20 protein-coding genes are annotated in these 17137 nt (G+C 42.5%); 16 read left to right on the forward strand and 4 right to left on the reverse strand.

The features are described 5' to 3' along the window. The first annotated feature begins 7 nt into the window (after positions 1–7). Positions 8–1339, forward strand: coding sequence for a type I glutamate--ammonia ligase (gene glnA / locus ACXACN_RS05000; RefSeq protein WP_474962770.1), 1332 nt, complete (start codon positions 8–10; stop codon positions 1337–1339). A gap of 161 nt (positions 1340–1500) precedes the next feature. Then, the gene (locus tag ACXACN_RS05005; protein WP_474962771.1) at positions 1501–1725 is read left to right on the forward strand and encodes a hypothetical protein; all 225 of its coding nucleotides are present in this window, start codon (positions 1501–1503) and stop codon (positions 1723–1725) included. A gap of 46 nt (positions 1726–1771) precedes the next feature. Here the strand turns inward: ACXACN_RS05005 and lexA are convergent, their stop codons facing one another. Then, a complete protein-coding gene (gene lexA / locus ACXACN_RS05010; RefSeq protein ID WP_146816304.1) occupies positions 1772–2395 on the reverse strand; it encodes a transcriptional repressor LexA in 624 nt (207 codons plus the stop codon). Between the two features lie 300 nt (positions 2396–2695). On the opposite strand from lexA, the gene ACXACN_RS05015 reads away from it, so the two are divergent. From ACXACN_RS05015 to ACXACN_RS05045, 7 genes are all read left to right on the forward strand, one after another. After that, entirely contained in the window at positions 2696–3355 is a 660-nt protein-coding gene (locus tag ACXACN_RS05015; protein ID WP_474962772.1) for a YneB family resolvase-like protein, read from the forward strand. Positions 3356–3436: 81 nt separating this feature from the next. Continuing rightward, entirely contained in the window at positions 3437–3670 is a 234-nt protein-coding gene (locus ACXACN_RS05020; protein WP_474962774.1) for a DUF896 domain-containing protein, read from the forward strand. Between the two features lie 177 nt (positions 3671–3847). Then, a complete protein-coding gene (tkt, locus tag ACXACN_RS05025; protein WP_474962775.1) occupies positions 3848–5851 on the forward strand; it encodes a transketolase in 2004 nt (667 codons plus the stop codon). Positions 5852–6188: 337 nt separating this feature from the next. After that, positions 6189–6413, forward strand: coding sequence for a YneF family protein (locus ACXACN_RS05030; protein ID WP_035505139.1), 225 nt, complete (start codon positions 6189–6191; stop codon positions 6411–6413). A gap of 137 nt (positions 6414–6550) precedes the next feature. Then, the gene (locus ACXACN_RS05035) at positions 6551–7252 is read left to right on the forward strand and encodes a cytochrome c biogenesis CcdA family protein (protein WP_474962777.1); all 702 of its coding nucleotides are present in this window, start codon (positions 6551–6553) and stop codon (positions 7250–7252) included. A gap of 70 nt (positions 7253–7322) precedes the next feature. After that, entirely contained in the window at positions 7323–7751 is a 429-nt protein-coding gene (locus ACXACN_RS05040; protein WP_474962778.1) for a Na(+)/H(+) antiporter subunit B, read from the forward strand. A gap of 282 nt (positions 7752–8033) precedes the next feature. Next, complete coding sequence (locus tag ACXACN_RS05045; protein ID WP_474962779.1) at positions 8034–8516, forward strand: CcdC family protein; 483 nt, start codon at positions 8034–8036, stop codon at positions 8514–8516. A gap of 12 nt (positions 8517–8528) precedes the next feature. On the opposite strand, the gene ACXACN_RS05050 is transcribed toward ACXACN_RS05045, so the two are convergent. Then, entirely contained in the window at positions 8529–8957 is a 429-nt protein-coding gene (locus ACXACN_RS05050; RefSeq protein ID WP_474962781.1) for a DUF2621 domain-containing protein, read from the reverse strand. 279 nt (positions 8958–9236) lie between these two features. Between ACXACN_RS05050 and acnA the strand changes: the two genes are divergently transcribed. From acnA to ACXACN_RS05085, 7 genes are all read left to right on the forward strand, one after another. After that, the gene (acnA, locus tag ACXACN_RS05055; protein WP_474962782.1) at positions 9237–11942 is read left to right on the forward strand and encodes an aconitate hydratase AcnA; all 2706 of its coding nucleotides are present in this window, start codon (positions 9237–9239) and stop codon (positions 11940–11942) included. Positions 11943–12221: 279 nt separating this feature from the next. Further along, a complete protein-coding gene (locus ACXACN_RS05060) occupies positions 12222–12791 on the forward strand; it encodes a TlpA family protein disulfide reductase (protein ID WP_474962783.1) in 570 nt (189 codons plus the stop codon). Between the two features lie 51 nt (positions 12792–12842). Further along, complete coding sequence (locus ACXACN_RS05065) at positions 12843–12986, forward strand: FbpB family small basic protein (protein ID WP_160912244.1); 144 nt, start codon at positions 12843–12845, stop codon at positions 12984–12986. A gap of 144 nt (positions 12987–13130) precedes the next feature. Further along, positions 13131–13376, forward strand: coding sequence for a small acid-soluble spore protein Tlp (gene tlp / locus ACXACN_RS05070; protein ID WP_474962785.1), 246 nt, complete (start codon positions 13131–13133; stop codon positions 13374–13376). Between the two features lie 132 nt (positions 13377–13508). Continuing rightward, positions 13509–15770, forward strand: a complete 2262-nt coding sequence (locus tag ACXACN_RS05075) for an AAA family ATPase (RefSeq protein WP_474962787.1) — start codon at positions 13509–13511, stop codon at positions 15768–15770. A gap of 1 nt (position 15771) precedes the next feature. Next, positions 15772–16197, forward strand: coding sequence for an acyl-CoA thioesterase (locus tag ACXACN_RS05080; RefSeq protein ID WP_474962788.1), 426 nt, complete (start codon positions 15772–15774; stop codon positions 16195–16197). Next, positions 16197–16505, forward strand: coding sequence for a hypothetical protein (locus tag ACXACN_RS05085; RefSeq protein WP_474962789.1), 309 nt, complete (start codon positions 16197–16199; stop codon positions 16503–16505). The genes ACXACN_RS05080 and ACXACN_RS05085 overlap by 1 nt, the downstream gene beginning before the upstream one ends. A 17-nt stretch (positions 16506–16522) precedes the next feature. Here ACXACN_RS05085 and ACXACN_RS05090 read toward each other — a convergent pair whose 3' ends face one another. Together ACXACN_RS05090 and yidD are read right to left on the reverse strand one after the other, a co-directional pair. Beyond that, positions 16523–16813, reverse strand: a complete 291-nt coding sequence (locus ACXACN_RS05090) for a HesB/YadR/YfhF family protein (protein WP_474962791.1) — start codon at positions 16811–16813, stop codon at positions 16523–16525. A gap of 62 nt (positions 16814–16875) precedes the next feature. Continuing rightward, entirely contained in the window at positions 16876–17130 is a 255-nt protein-coding gene (gene yidD / locus ACXACN_RS05095) for a membrane protein insertion efficiency factor YidD (RefSeq protein ID WP_474962792.1), read from the reverse strand. Between the last annotated feature and the right edge of the window lie 7 nt (positions 17131–17137).

Below are 17137 nucleotides of genomic sequence, written 5' to 3' on the forward strand. Positions count from 1 at the left end.
ATATTCAATGGGTTTAACAAAAGAAGAAATTTACAAAAAAATCGATGAGGAAAACGTCAAGTTTATCCGACTTCAGTTTACGGATATGCTTGGTACAATCAAAAATGTAGAAATCCCATTAAGCCAGTTGGATAAAGCCATTGATGGCATGATGATGTTCGATGGATCCTCCATTGAAGGGTTCGTCCGTATCGAGGAGTCTGACATGTATTTGGTACCAGACTTGGATACGTTTGTCGTTTTCCCTTGGACATCAGAAAAAGGGAAGGTCGCACGTTTCATCTGTGACATCTACAACCCAGACCAAACTCCTTTTGAAGGGTGCCCGCGCTACAACTTGAAGCGTAACATCAAAAAAATGGAGAAACTCGGATTTTCTGCTTTCAACATTGGTACAGAGCCTGAATTTTTCCTATTCAAATTAGACGAAAAAGGCGATCCAACGATGGAGTTGAATGACAAAGGTGGATACTTCGACCTGGCACCAACCGACCTTGGTGAAAACTGCCGTCGTGACATCGTTCTAGAGCTAGAGGAAATGGGATTTGAAATAGAAGCTTCTCACCACGAGGTAGCTCCAGGTCAGCACGAAATTGACTTCAAATATGCAGATGCCGTGAAACATTGTGATGATATCCAAACATTCAAACTTGTTGTCAAAACCATTGCACGTCAACATGGTCTGCATGCAACGTTCATGCCTAAACCATTGTTCGGTGTAAACGGATCCGGTATGCATGCCAACATGTCTCTCTTCAATGAGAAGGGCAATGCATTCTTTGATGAAAAAGGAAAAGAGCAACTCTCAGAAGTGGCTTACCAGTTCACAGCAGGCATCATCAAGCATGCAACGAACTTTACAGCCGTGACAAACCCTACAGTCAACTCTTACAAGCGACTTGTACCAGGGTATGAGGCTCCATGTTATGTGGCATGGTCTGGTCAAAACCGTAGTCCACTCGTGCGTGTTCCAACTTCCCGTGGTTTGAGCACAAGAATTGAAGTACGTAGTGTGGATCCATCAGCGAACCCGTACATGGCGATGGCTGTCCTTCTTGCTGCTGGACTAGATGGTGTGGAAAACAAACTGGAAGCACCGGCTCCTGTGGATCGAAACATCTACGTGATGGATAAGAAAGAGCGTGAGGCGCACGGAGTGAAAGACCTTCCAGCCACTTTGTATGATGCATTGGAAGAGCTGCATCAAGATCCAATTATGGTGGAAGCTCTCGGTGAACACCTGTTTGAACACTTCATTGAAGCAAAGGAAATTGAGTGGGATATGTTCAGAACTCAGGTTCACCCATGGGAACGCGAACAATACTTACAGACCTATTAATATCCAAACCCTTGAGGCTGATGGCTTCAAGGGTTTTCTTTTTTTATAAATGCAGGCTACATAGGGTTTACAGAATAAATTTCTAAATTTTGGTCGTATACCTGAGGTGGGTAAAGGCATATAATAAGAACAAACGTTCGTGTTATATGGAGGGATCGCCAATGGATTCTTTATTTCACCGCTCAAAACGTGAAAAAATGAAACTGGAATTAATCTATATCGACCATGAGGGTGTCATGTCTCAAAGGGTAATGAGAGTGGTGGACATCAGGGAGGACTATGTCATTGCGTATTGCTTTGAGCGGAAAAAGGTCAGGAGGTTTACAAAAAGTCGTATGTTAGCCGTCTTGCCTTTTGCGCCTAATAAAAAGAAACATGGAGCATAAGCAGAAATATAGAAAGAGACGAGTTTTCTAAACTCGTCTCTTTCTTTTAATGTACCGTTCGATATAGACCTACGACTTTTCCTAAAATGGACACATCCTGAAGTAGAATCGGCTCCATAGTTGCGTTTTCAGGCTGGAGACGAACGTGATTTCTCTCCTTGAAAAACCGTTTCACTGTAGCTTCTTCGTCTTCTGTCATTGCAACAACGATATCGCCGTTCTGGGCCGTCTGTTGTTGTCTGACGATGACCATGTCCCCATCGAGAATTCCTGCTTCAATCATACTTTCCCCTTGAACAATGAGGACGAACGTGTTGTCATCGGATCCTGCAAGTGTATCTGGTAGGGGAACATATTCTTCGATATTTTCTACAGCTGTAATCGGCGAACCTGCCGTGACTTTACCGATTACTGGAGCGTAAGAAGCTTCACTTCTCGGGATGCTGTGATCTTCTTCTAACTCGATCACTTCAATGGCACGAGGTTTGGTCGGGTCGCGTCTAATGTATCCTTTTTTCTCCAATCTGGATAAGTGACCGTGCACAGTCGAACTTGAAGCGAGGCCGACAGATTGACCGATCTCCCTTACAGATGGTGGATATCCTTTTGATAAAACCTGCTCTTTAATAAAATCTAGTATTTCCTGCTGCCGCTTTGAAAGTTTACTCATAGATTAGCACCTCGTACATAGGATTATAGTAACCACATTGTACCACTTATATTTGAAAAATACAAACAAGCGTTCGAAAAATACCATTGACAAGAACCTGTGTTCGTATATAATGAAAGTAACAAAAGCGAACACAGGTTCTTAAGAACGTTCGTTCTACGAATGCGGAGGGGTTATCAATGTTTAACAAATTATCTAAGCTGGATTACACCTACATTATTCTTTTTATTGTTAGTTTTATCATTCTCTATTATTCTATGGTCACTGCTGTTTAATAGAGAAAGAGAGAGGAACATTCAAGTGAAAGTGATTTTATATTGCAGGGTAAGTACGGAAAAGGAAGCGCAAGTGACTTCATTAAAACGACAACGAGCTGAATTGACTTCAATGGCAGAGAGTCATGGTTTTGAAGTTGTTGAATGTATTGAAGAGCAAGCGAGTGGTTACGATATCGAACGCGAAGGGGTCTTCCGCATGTTGGAATGTTTTTCTTCCGGGCGTGCGGAAGCCTTGTTAATTCAAGATGAAACACGTTTAGGGCGGGGGAATACGAAGATTGCTTTGTTTCATCAAATGAACCGGCTGAAGGTCAAGGTGTACTCACTCTCAAACCAGGGAGAATTGCAGTTATCTGAGTCTGATTCGATGGTTTTGCAGATTGTAGGAATCGTAGAGGAATACCAAAGAAAAATACATAATATGAAAATACGTCGGGGGATGAGAAAAGCCGTGGAAGAGGGTTATGATCCTTCAAACAATTTGTCAAATCGGGATCAGGCTCCAGGTCGTGAAAGAATCGATTTTCCTATTGAAGAAGTGGTCCGTTTAAGGAAAAGTGATTTGCCATTCAAAGATATTGCAGCGACCCTAAGAGGACTTGGGTATAATGTATCAAAGGCTACGGTTCATCGTAGGTACAAGGAATACCTATCTCTTGAAAAAGATGAAGAATCAAGGTAGTATATTTAAAGACAAGAATTTTGTATTTCTTGTCTTTTTCGTGTGTTTACGATCCAGACTATGAGTAAAGGAGAAGGATCTATGTTATCAAAAGAAAAGATTAATCGTATAAATGAATTAGCGAATAAATCCAAAAAGGAAGACCTTTCGAAAGAAGAAAAAGCAGAACAGCAGAAATTGCGCCAAGAATATTTGAAAAATGCGCGTCAATCTTTTAAAAATCAGCTGAAAGGTGTAACCGTCATAGACCCTGAAGGGAAAGACGTCACTCCGGAGAAGCTTCGTCAAATGCAAAAGAATGAAAAAAAGAATTAATGCCAAATCCTCCGTATTCGATCTTTTCGAATGCGGATTTTTTTGTTTAATTCCTTGGATAAGGGGGAAATTAGTTTTGAGGCTGTGCGAAATTTTGCACAAAGCTTGTTTCAAAATGAATTTCATTATAGGATAATACATGGTACATATACCTGAAAAGAAAGGGGAATGTTGAACATGGCAAACAGCCTTGAACAAACATCAATTAATACGATTAGAACTTTAACAATCGATGCAGTAGAAAAAGCAAACTCCGGACACCCAGGAATGCCAATGGGTGCAGCACCGATGGCCTATACGCTTTGGACTCAGTTCATGGATCACAATCCAAAAAATTCGAACTGGTTCGACCGCGATCGTTTCGTCCTATCCGCAGGGCATGGATCAATGCTTCTTTACAGCTTGCTCCACCTATCTGGTTATAACGTGACAATGGATGATCTTAAGTCCTTCCGTCAATGGGATTCCAAAACTCCAGGACACCCGGAATTTGGTCACACAGACGGAGTAGAAGCAACGACAGGCCCCCTTGGACAAGGTATTGCAATGGCGACTGGAATGGCGATGGCGGAAGCTCATCTAGGAGCGAAATATAACCGCGAAGGGTTTAACGTTGTCGATCATTACACGTATACGATTTGTGGTGATGGTGATTTGATGGAAGGGGTATCACAAGAATCTGCCTCTCTAGCTGGTCACCTAGGCCTTGGTAAGTTGATTGTCCTTTATGATTCCAATGACATTTCTCTTGATGGTGATCTTGATCGTTCCTTTAGCGAAAGCGTAGAAAAGCGCTATGAAGCTTATGGATGGCAAGTGATCCGCGTAGAAGATGGAACAAACACAGAAGCTGTTGCTAAAGCTATCGAAGAAGCAAAAGCGAATACTGAGCAACCGACTATGATCGAAGTAAAAACAGTGATCGGGTATGGTTCTCCTAATAAATCTGGTAAGTCGGCTTCTCATGGTGCTCCTCTTGGAGAAGATGAAGTCACAGCAGCGAAGCAGTTCTACGAGTGGGAGCACGAGCCTTTCCACGTGCCTGAGGAAGTTTATCAGGACTTCAAAGAAAAGGTTCAGCAGAATGGTCAGGATAAAGAAGAATCCTGGAACAACCTATTGGCTCAGTATAAAGAAGAATATCCAGAGCTTGCAGAAGAGTTCGAACGAGCGATCCGCGGAGAGCTTCCTGAAGGTTGGGAACAAAACCTTCCTACTTACCAGGTTGGTGAAGATAGCCCTGCTACGCGTGCAGCTTCAGGAGATGCGATCAATGCATTGTCTAAAGCTATTCCTAACTTCTTCGGAGGTAGTGCTGACCTTGCTGGATCCAACAAAACGACCGTTAAAGATGAAGAAGACTTTTCCCGTAACAACTATGCAGGTCGGAACATCTGGTTCGGAGTTCGTGAATTCGCTATGGCATCTGCCTTAAATGGTATGGGGCTTCATGGTGGACTGAAAGTCTATGCGGGTACGTTCTTTGTCTTCAGTGACTACCTGCGCCCGGCTGTACGTCTATCTGCACTGCAAAACTTGAACGTGAACTATGTGTTCACTCATGATTCTGTTGCGGTTGGAGAAGACGGCCCAACGCACGAACCTGTAGAACAATTGGCTTCTCTTCGAGCCATGCCTAACCTTTCTGTTCTCCGTCCTGCAGATGGGAACGAAACCAATGCTGCGTGGAGACTTGCTGTAGAGTCTGAATCTACTCCGACAGCGCTTGTGCTTACACGTCAAGGATTACCGACTCTTCAAGGTACAGAAGAACTTGCCTACGAAGGAATGAAGAAAGGGGCATACATCCTTAGCGATTCTGATAAAGATGAACCGGATGCAATCCTTCTTGCTTCAGGTTCTGAAGTACAATTGATTGTAGAAGCTCAAGCGGAATTGAAAAAGAACGGGTACGACGTCCGCGTTGTAAGTGTTCCTTCTTTCGATCGTTTTGAAGCTCAGCCTAAAGAATACAAAGAACAAATCTTGCCTTCTTCTGTTCGCAAACGTTTGGCCGTTGAGATGGGTGCATCGTTTGGTTGGGACCGTTATGTAGGTTTAGATGGCTCTGTGATTGGAATTGACAAGTTCGGTGCTTCTGCTCCAGGAAATACTGTCATTGAAAACTACGGATTCACAGTAGAAAACGTAGTGAAGCATGCGGAAAACTTGATGAAATAAACAAGGGAAAAGCTGCCCGTTCACAGGGCAGCTTTTTTTTTGGGAAGTATGAAAAACTATTGGAAGGATCGGGGTAAATAGGAGGATAACCATTTTCGGTTTACCTGCAGAATATGATATAATAGGCATAAGAATGATTGTTGTCTCTATACCGGTCACCATTCAAGTAATTTCTAATTCCCTATATTTATGTGGGGTATTTTTAGTTTTGCTTAGTGTACGACGGTTGTTTAAATGAGTAGCGCCTCGATCCGTTCGTATGAAAACGGCTATTGTATTATCGAGAACGTTTTACTATACTGTTATGGGAGACAACACGAAGGAGGAAGACGTAGTCATGACATTGGGGATCGTTTGGGTCATTATCATTGCTTTATTGACTCTTGTCGGTGGTGCAGCTCTAGGCTTCTTCATCGCAAGAAAGTACATGATGAACTATTTGAAAAAGAACCCGCCAATTAACGAACAAATGTTACGTACACTGATGATGCAGATGGGTCAGAAACCATCGCAGAAGAAGATCAATCAGATGATGCGTTCAATGAACAATCAAATGAAATAATGAAAAAAGCCTTCTTTCTTAAATGAAAGGAGGCTTTCTCTATGTGATGTTCTTTAGATGTTCATAGGAAACCATCGTCTTACACTTGAAGCTCTGATACAATAGGAGTCGACTATGAATGAAGGTGTGATAAATGAATGGATGTGAATCTTTTCCTTGCGTTCGGCGCAGGTTTTTTATCGTTTATATCCCCTTGTGTTTTTCCTTTGTACCCTGCGTTCCTTTCTTATATTACAGGGATGAGTGTACATGAATTAAAAGAGGACAATGGGATGCTGAAAAGAGCAAGCCTGATCCATACCGTACTGTTTTTGTTAGGATTTACGACAATTTTTCTGATTTTAGGATTTTCAGGTTCGTATTTTGCTCAGTTTTTCATACAGTATGAATCCATCATTCGTCGATTGGGTTCGATTTTGATTATCTTTTTCGGATTTGTCATTATTGGTGTATTCAATTTCAATTTTTTAATGAAAGACAGAAAGATAACGTTCAAGAATCGACCGTCTGGTTACATAGGAACGTTCCTTATCGGACTTACATTTTCACTCGGCTGGACGCCATGTACAGGTCCAATACTAGCTTCTGTTCTTTCTTTAGCTGCAGATTCTCCTGAACTATTCCTGGTGATGATGCTGTCTTATTCTCTTGGTTTTTCCATTCCTTTCTTAGTCTTGTCGTTCTTCATTGGCAAATTGAGTTGGATCAGAAGCCATAGTTCGAAAATCGTTAAGGGAGGCGGGTATGTAATGATTCTGGTTGGGATCGCTCTTTATTTCGACTGGATGACCATGCTTACATCCTACCTTGCCGGCCTCTTTGATTTCCAAGGATTCTAAGGCGTGGATTTTCGTATGAATTTATATTAAGATGATACTAGAGAAAAAAATAAAGGAGTATGTATGTCATATGACCCAGACCAACGATATTATATTAAGAACCACAACAACACTAATTGCCTTTATTCTACTAGGGTTTTCTGTTTATTTATTCTTTGCAGGCCATAATGCTCCAGGGGGAGGGTTTATCGGTGGTCTAATGACTGCTGCAGCAATCATTCTCATGTACATGGCCTATGGAAGCAAGGCGATGGAAAAGATTTTGCCGATTAATTTCCGTTTCATGATTCCTGTGGGATTGATAGTAGCAGCGGCAACAGGGATTGGTGGAATGGTTTTTAACGCACCTTTCCTCACCCAAACGTTTGCATACTTTCAACTGCCGATCCTTGGTAAGACAGAGCTTGCTACGGCCCTTTTGTTTGACCTTGGGGTTTATCTTGCTGTTGTAGGAGTAACGATGACCATCATTTTGACTATTGCTTACGACAGGGAATAAGACGGGGAGGGCACCATGGCTCCTGATTTTATGATGGATCATGATTCCTGTGGATAGGAAATGAAAAGGTGGCCATAGGGTTCGCTTACCCCAGCTTGGTTACAATAGAAATTACGATGTCTGAAATGAGCGGCATCGAAGTCCTTTAGAAGGTCCAACAGGTTACAGAAGAAACAAAGTCATCATTTGCTTATTGAGGAACAACAGAAAAAGTCAAAGAGGCCATGGAATGCCATTGATTATGTGTTGAATTGATAGTAAGGACAGAAAGAGTGAATCGGTATGTTTTGGTTAATCGCAAGTACCATTGTGGCTGCTGGTATGGCTACAGCTATGATTTTCGTCCGATTGCGGGCAGCAAAAAAACCGGCAAGTGTAAAAAAAATCATACTGCCACCTTTCATGATGAGCACAGGAGCTCTCATGTTTGTATTTCCGGTGTTCAGAGTGGAGTGGACCCAGGTGTTTGAAGCTGTTCTCATAGGTGTCATTTTTTCTATATTCCTCATTAAGACTTCAAAGTTTGAAGTGAGGGATGGAGATATTTATTTGAAACCTTCAAGGGCCTTTGTTTTCATTCTCTTCGGGCTTCTTATTTTGAGAGTGGTATTTAAGCTCATTATAGGGCAGCATGTTTCCTTCGGGGAAACGAGTGGAATGTTCTTTTTGCTTGCCTTCGGGATGATCATGACATGGCGGATCGCCATGTTAAGACAATACTTACATTTGGAGAAGAAGTTGGAACTAAAAAAGGACCTGGCGTAAGCCGGGTCCTTTTTATCGTTCAATGAGTGGGGCGTAAGGGCTCATGTCTATTTTTTTCTCTTCCAATTTTTTAATAAGGAATTTGTGATCACGCTTCGGCGTTGCACGTATGTAGCCCTCAATCAAAATATCTTGGGTAATTCTCTTCTTTTTTTTCTGAAGAGCAATTTCCCCAATGCGACCAGCAATTTTCTGTCTTGCTACGTCCCGGAAAAGCTCTGGAACGGGAGAAATCAATTCTTCTAGTAAAGCTTTTTGTTCTGCTGACCACATGTGTTTGGTTTTATCGACATAATACTCTTCCCAATCAATGATTGACTTTCCGTCTTCTTTAGGAAGGCGCTTTAGGAATTTGCGGAACATAAAGAAACCGCCGATACTCATCAGACCAATCATGATGACAATCCACCCGACGATAAATAGGGCAAATCCACCTGACATATTATCACCTGTTTCATTGTCTTAGACTTCGCTAATTTCATTATAAAAGGTTGCTCTTCTAAAAACAAGGCTGCGTTTTTGTTGATTTTTGTATAAAATTTATCGAATTCAGAAAAATTTGTGGTCATTCATTTTACTTATAAATCGTTTTCATTTACAATAAGGATTGCAGATTTGTGAACTTGGTTTATACAAAGGGAACAAATGAAAGAAATTTGGGGAATGGTGAAACCTTTTAAAAGGTTCACTGTTGAATATTGATGAGGGGGTAAAAGGAATATGGCTAGCAATGCATTTAATGCTCGCAAACAATTTGAACTCAATGGCCAAACGTACAACTATTACGATTTGAAAGCCTTAGAAGATGCGGGACATGGTAAGGTTTCCCGTCTACCTTTCTCCATCCGTATCCTACTGGAATCTCTATTACGTCAACATGACGGACGCGTCATCAACGATGACCATGTCGAGAGTCTGGCAAATTGGGGTACTGAGAAATCTAAAGGGGAAGATGTTCCATTTAAACCTTCCCGCGTAATTTTGCAGGACTTCACCGGCGTACCTGCTGTGGTGGACCTTGCATCTCTTCGAAAAGCGATGGTAGATATGGGAGGAAGCCCTGACAAAATCAACCCGGAAGTACCTGTTGATCTTGTTATTGACCACTCTGTTCAGGTAGACAAGTATGGGACTCCAGATGCCCTGAATGTGAATATGGAACTTGAATTTGAACGAAACGAAGAGCGTTATGAGTTCTTACACTGGGCTCAAAAAGCGTTTGATAACTATCGTGCTGTCCCACCTGCAACAGGGATCGTACACCAGGTAAACCTTGAATACATCGCAAACGTCGTTCACGCAAAAGAAAATGAGAACGGCTCTTATGATACTTATCCTGATACACTTGTCGGAACCGACTCACATACAACGATGATCAATGGTCTTGGTGTCCTTGGTTGGGGTGTTGGCGGTATTGAAGCAGAGGCTGGAATGCTCGGCCAACCGTCTTACTTCCCAGCTCCAGAGGTTATCGGCGTGAAGCTGAATGGAAGTTTCCCTCAAGGAACAACGGCTACTGACTTGGCGCTCAAAGTTACTCAAAAACTTCGTGAGCAAAATGTAGTTGGTAAATTTGTTGAATTCTTCGGCCCAGGACTACAGGAAATGCCACTTGCTGATCGTGCGACGATCTCCAACATGGCTCCTGAATATGGTGCAACTTGTGGTTTCTTCCCGGTTGATGGGGAGTCTCTTGAATACCTACGCCTGACGGGTCGTACAGAAGAGCAAATCAAGCTTGTAGAAGAATACTGCAAGAAAAACAGCCTGTGGTATGATCCGTCCTTTGAGGATCCGGAATTTACTTCACTGGTTGAAATCGATCTCGGTGAATTGGAGCCGAACCTATCCGGACCAAAACGTCCTCAAGACTTGATTCCTCTTTCTCAAATGAAGGAGTCTTTTGAAAAGGCGATCACAGGTCCAGCAGGAAACCATGGTTTTGGACTGGACAAATCAGAGTTCGATAAGGAAGTGGAAGTGAAGTTCAATAATGGAGACAAATCTGTCATGAAGACAGGTGCTCTTGCGATTGCTGCCATCACTTCTTGTACGAACACATCCAACCCTCATGTAATGCTTGGCGCTGGCCTTGTCGCTAAAAAAGCGATTGAAAAAGGGTTGCAAGTTCCTGAGTACGTGAAAACATCATTGGCACCAGGGTCCAAAGTTGTTACTCGCTACCTTGAAGACTCAGGTCTGATGACTTACTTAAACGATTTAGGATTCAACCTCGTTGGATATGGATGTACAACATGTATCGGTAACTCCGGACCATTGCTGCCAGAAATCGAAAAAGCGATTGCTGACAGTGATTTGACAGCTTCTTCTGTACTTTCTGGTAACCGGAACTTTGAAGGTCGTATTCACCCTCTAGTAAAAGCTAACTACCTGGCTTCACCGCCACTAGTAGTTGCGTATGCTCTTGCAGGAACTGTAGATATTGACCTTAAAAACGACCCGATCGGAAAAGACAGCGAAGGAAACGACGTTTATTTCGATGATATTTGGCCTTCTCAAGAAGAGATCAAATCTGAAATCTCCCGTGTCGTTACTCCTGAAATTTTCCGTAAAGAATATGAAAATGTATTCAATTCGAATGAAAAATGGAACGAAATCGAAACAACGGATGAACCATTGTATGATTGGAACGATCAATCCACATACATTCAGAATCCTCCGTTCTTCGAAGGACTTTCCAGTGAGCCTGAAACGGTCAAGCCATTGGAAGGCATGCGTGTGATCGGTAAGTTCGGTGATTCCGTAACAACCGACCACATCTCTCCAGCAGGTGCGATTCCAAAAGATATGCCTGCCGGTGAGTACTTGCAAGAAAATGGAGTAAGCCCTCGTAACTTCAACTCCTACGGCTCTCGTCGTGGTAACCATGAAGTGATGATGCGCGGTACGTTTGCGAATATCCGTATCCGTAACCAGTTAGCTCCAGGTACAGAAGGTGGTTTCACTACGTACTGGCCGACAGAAGAAGTGATGCCAATTTATACAGCAGCAATGAAATATCAACAAGACCAAACACCATTGATGGTCATTGCCGGCAATGACTACGGAATGGGAAGTTCCCGTGACTGGGCAGCGAAGGGTACAGATCTTCTTGGAATCAAGACGGTAATCGCTGAGAGCTTCGAACGTATTCACCGTTCAAACCTTGTTATGATGGGTGTACTTCCTCTGCAGTTTAAGCAGGAAGACAGCATCGAGTCCCTTGGTCTGACAGGTCGCGAAACCTTTGATGTCGAAGTCGGAGAAGATGTTAAACCACGTGACCTTGTTAAGGTGACAGCAACTGATGAAGAAGGCAACAAGAAAGAATTTGAAGTCATCGCTCGTTTCGACAGTGATGTAGAAGTTGATTACTACCGCCACGGTGGTATTCTACAAATGGTTCTACGTAACAAATTGAACTAAATTTCTTTCTGAAGATCGCCCTTTCGAGGGCGATCTTTTTATTCTTCATAAATTTTGAATTTCATCGCTAAGGTACATAGATCCAGGATGAAAGAAGTGTTTGAACATTCTACTTACTCTCTCTTGAAACTTAGTAGCAACTCCGAAATGATAAAAAAAACAAAAAACATCCATAAGATTGCTACACACTTCCCATTGAAGCTTTACAAACATAAATGGTTTTATTTATTCTTATACATAAAATAGAAGCGATTAAGATGATGGACGGAGGCTATTCCTATGAAACAATGGTTAGCATCGGCTTTCCTGATACTACTTTTAGGTCTCGTTATTATTACAACTTTTTCTGGAGAAGAGGAGGCGGAAAATCAATCTTCTGCATCTGAGGAACCAGGGATGGTTGCACCTAATGCTCCTGATGGTCTGCAAGTAGGGGAGCGGGCTCCAGATTTCACATTAGAAACGTTGAACGGAGAGACCGTTACGCTTTCTGACTATCATGGAAAAAAAGTTTTTCTCAATTATTGGGCCACATGGTGTCCTCCTTGTCGTGAAGAAATGCCTGAAATGCAGAGATTTCATGAAGAGTTTGGAGATGATGTCGCCATTCTGGCTGTTAACGGTACCGGAACTGAAAAAAATAAGGAAGACGTGGATCGGTTTGTCAAGGACGGAGGTTATTCATTCCCGATCCTCATGGACGAGGAGCTAAAAATCAACCAGACGTATCAGATATTATCCATTCCAACCACTTATTTCATCGGTACAGATGGCATCATTCAAGAACCGAGAATCGTTGGACCAATGACGTATGAAATGATGGAAAAGAAGAAAGATGCCCTTAATTAGGAATATTTTCATCAAATCATGGAAATCATACCTATAAAAGGAGAGATATCCATGAGAAAACACAAAAGCATATCTTTTGAAGAACGTGTAAAAGAAAATATTCGCTCCATCAAAGCTGACCAAAAGCTGTTGGATCAAATCGATGAACGTATTGAGAAACGTCACAATGAGCGTATGAAGCAAATCCCTTCGTAATTGGGATTTGTTTTTTTACTTAGCAAAAGCTATGAAGGAAGGAGCTGTCTCCTTCCTTTTTCTATTCATAATTCGTGTCGTTCCTGGGAAAAGTAAGGGATGACTCATCAAGGGTCCATCGAATTTTACAGGAGGGGTACGAACATGTCCCATAAACAACAGCACATGGCGAACCAAAAACCAAATCCTGACAATCGCGCAGATAACGTCGATCGTCTCCAAGAGAAAGTGACGAACACTATTGAAAACATCGAAGCTTCCCATGATGCCATGCAGTTTGCATCAGAGGAAGAAAAGAGAAACATCGAGAAGAAGAACAAGCGAAGAAACCAATCGTTAGAAGCTATGCGTGATGAAATCAAAGACGAAGCTCGTCATCAACAATATTAGAGTTCTGATCCACCGCTTCTCATCAGAGGAGCGGTTTTTTGTCTATCCTGTGTAATCTTAAGGCCTCATCATCTACATCAAATCTACACTATGATAAAATGGATATCGGCGATAGAAAAGGAAGTGATGTAGATGTTAGAACAACTGAAACAGTGGAACAGTTTAGAACAACAGCCTCCCATTTCCGAAGTGGAGGCTTTGCGATACATGGACCAAACTGATGGGGAGCGTGAGAAAGAAGCCAAAACGCTGCTTTATGTTACTCTTGCCTACCACCGGATCAAGAGGCACCCGGGAGATGACCCTCTTGCAGAGCAATTCATAGACGAGGCAAGGGTTCTCCAACCTTCTCATCCCTTAGTAGCGGAATTGTATGAGTCTCAACAATTGATGCAGGCCTATACATTATTGAAAAAAACGCCACTCGATCAGTGGATTCTTCATGAAACCGATCATGACTCAGCAAAAGCTAAGAAAGCAAAAGCCATCTACGCTGATGTTTGTGATTTAAAGGAGCAGTGGGATGAAGATCTTGCCAATAAAACAATCATCGATGCATCCAGCCGGTTGACTTTGTATCGGGATGTTTATGAGGAATTGTCGGATTTGGAACAAATGTTGCAAGAAGCCATCAATTCTATTGAAAATAGACGGATCAGAGTCCCTGTAAAAGAAATCAACGAGCGTACAAGAAGACTTTCGGATAATCAGGATGAGATCTATAAACGATTGCCAAGTTTCTTAACTGATCAGTCGATTACAAACCCACTTGAAGCATTTGATCAGATGGTTGGATTACATGATGTGAAAACGTATATACGGCGGTATTATCACTTCTTAAGGTACCAGCAGCAAAGAAAGAATTATGGTTTTTCCATGGTAGATGAACCTGGTTTACATATGATTATCACTGGTAACCCTGGGACAGGAAAAACGACGATTGCACGTCTGCTCGCAAATATTTATCATGAGCTTGGGATTTTGGATACAAAAGAAGTCGTGGAAGTGAACCGCTCACACCTTGTCGGTTCTTATGTTGGGCAAAGTGAAGAGAATACGATGAATTACGTCAAACAGGCGATCGGTGGTGTGTTGTTCATCGACGAAGCATACAGCCTGAAAAGGGAAGGTCAAACAGGAAACGATTATGGTCAAGCGGTCATTGATACTCTTGTTTCTGCGATGACGAGCAAAGAGTATGGAGGGAAATTCGCTGTCATTCTTGCTGGTTACCCAGAGGAAATGCGGCAATTTTTATGGTCAAATCCCGGCCTGCGCAGTCGTTTCCCGGAACAAAATCATATCGAACTTCCAGATTATCATATGGATGAATTGTTGACGATTGCTGAGCAAACGGCAACGGACAATGATTTCTTTTTTACAACAGCAGCGCTGAACGAATTCACCTCACTTATTGACAGAGAGCGTGTCGATGATTCTTTCGGGAATGCACGGACGGTAAAAAACTTAGTCTTGAAGACCGTCTTCCAAAAAGGGGCCAAGGAAGCGGAACAGGATAAACATCATTGGTTGGATCACATGAGGATTTCAGTCGAAGACCTTGCTTGGGACAGGGAAACAGACGAAGATGAACGATCTCCCATGCAACGATTGGATGAATTGATTGGATTGTCCAATGTTAAAGAAGAAGTAAAAAAACTGTCATCCTTCGTACAAGCCCAGCAAAAGAGAAAGGAAAAAGGCTACCCTGTCGTCCCTATCCAATTGCATTCCGTGTTCTCCGGAAATCCTGGGACCGGAAAAACCACAGTAGCAGAAATCTATGCAGATGTTCTGAAAGAATGCGGGTTGTTAAAAAGAGGACATACCGTGGTTGTTTCAAGAAGCGATCTTGTGGCTGGATATGTAGGACAGACGGCCATCAAAACAAAACGGAAGATCCGAGAAGCTCTCGGAGGTGTCTTGTTCATTGATGAAGCCTATTCCCTATACAACGGAGGCAGAGATGACTTCGGTAAAGAAGCCATTGAAACGCTGGTGGATGAGATGACCAAACATAATGAAAACCTCGTTGTCGTCCTTGCCGGTTATCAGCACGAGATGGAGCAGTTGGTCGAAAGCAATCCAGGTCTGTCTTCAAGGTTCAAGAAATATTTCCACTTCCCGGATTATACAGAGAACGAGCTGATTGCCATGACCCATTACCAAGCAGACCAATACGGGTATCATTTCAATGAGTGGGCAGAGTCATTTCTTTTAGAAAAATACACCGATCACAAAGTCCGGGGGAATGGCCGCTTCATCAATAATCTCGTCAACGAAGCCATTCAATTCCAGGCGATTCGGATCATGGAAAATGAAGCGGAAGATATGAATGAACTAGAACTCGTCGATTTAGAAAAAGCATGGCATATGGTGCGGAGGGAGTCTTAAAATGAAAGTGGTTGAAACACCAATTCAAGTCAGGTATCAGGAAACAGATATGATGGGTGTCGTTTACCATGCGAACTATTTAGTGTGGTTTGAGATTGGACGTACAGCCTTCATAGAGAGCCTTGGATTTATGTATTCTGAAATTGAAAAACAGGGCGTTGTTTCTCCTGTCATCGATGCTCAAGTCAGTTTCAAACAGCCTGTGCGCTATGGTGATGAGGTCTATGTAAGGACATGGGTGGAAAGTTATGACGGCCTGCGTGTTTCCTACGGGTATGAAGTGGCATTCGGTAACGGTGATGTAGCTGTCACTGGAGTAACAAAGCACGTCATTGTAAAAAAAGAGAACTTCAAACCTGTATCGATCAGGCGTAGTTTTCCAGCGTGGCACGAAGCTTATTTGTCTGCCATGGAGGCTGAAGCCTAATGGCATTTGGTGTGAAAAGATCAGAACTGATGGATTGGAAAGCGAAAGTGAAGCAGGGAGAGATTGCTTTTTTGACTCATTTTTGGCTGGATGATCGTTTTCCTGGTTGTGATACAGTCACAAAAGTCGGTTGCAGTGATCTCAATAAATTGCAGGCATGGGGAAAACAATACGGTTTAGAACCGGAGTGGATTCATAGAGATCCCCGTTATCCGCATTTTGATCTATTTGGAGACCGGCAGCTGCACATTTTAAGAGAAGAAGGGTATTGGGAACACATCCAACGTTTCCAATTGACCAAAAAATAAGACGCCTTCGCGGCGTCTTATTTTTTATATTCAAAGGATGGCTCATTCCATTTTTCATCTAGAGAAACTTCTAATGAATGTTGATCAAAATACCATTCATCATCCGCTTCAATATAGAAATGGATCGGCCCTGTTGTTGTTTCTGCAATCGGTTCGTCAGGCTCTTCCAGTTTGATGGCAAGTGAAAAACCAGGCTGAAGACCACCGACGCCACCATAACGGACGTAAAATCGTAAGTCGACGTTTCCTTCGATATCCAGTTCTTCTTCGTACCATTTTGCTGCTTCTTCTGTTACGGTTAAGTTCATTTGATCAACTCCTGTAATGGGGTCCTGTGTTTGTCTCTTTCCTCTGTGGTCGTTTTATAAACCTATTTTTCAGGAGACGACCGATCAGAGCTATGATTGGATGGATTGGTTGGTACAGGGTCGAATCCTCCCCGGTGGAAAGGGTGGCACTTGAGAATCCTTTTGACAGTCAAATAGCTCCCTTTAAAAAAACCAAAACGGCGAAAAGCCTCTAAACCGTATTCCGAACATGTCGGCTGGAACCTGCATGAGGGTGGAAAAAAAGGACTGATGCCTTTGCGGTAAAATTGAATCAACGCAATCATGATTTGCTTCATTCGTTTT

This window comes from Halobacillus sp. AWM4_238 (assembly GCF_056158265.1).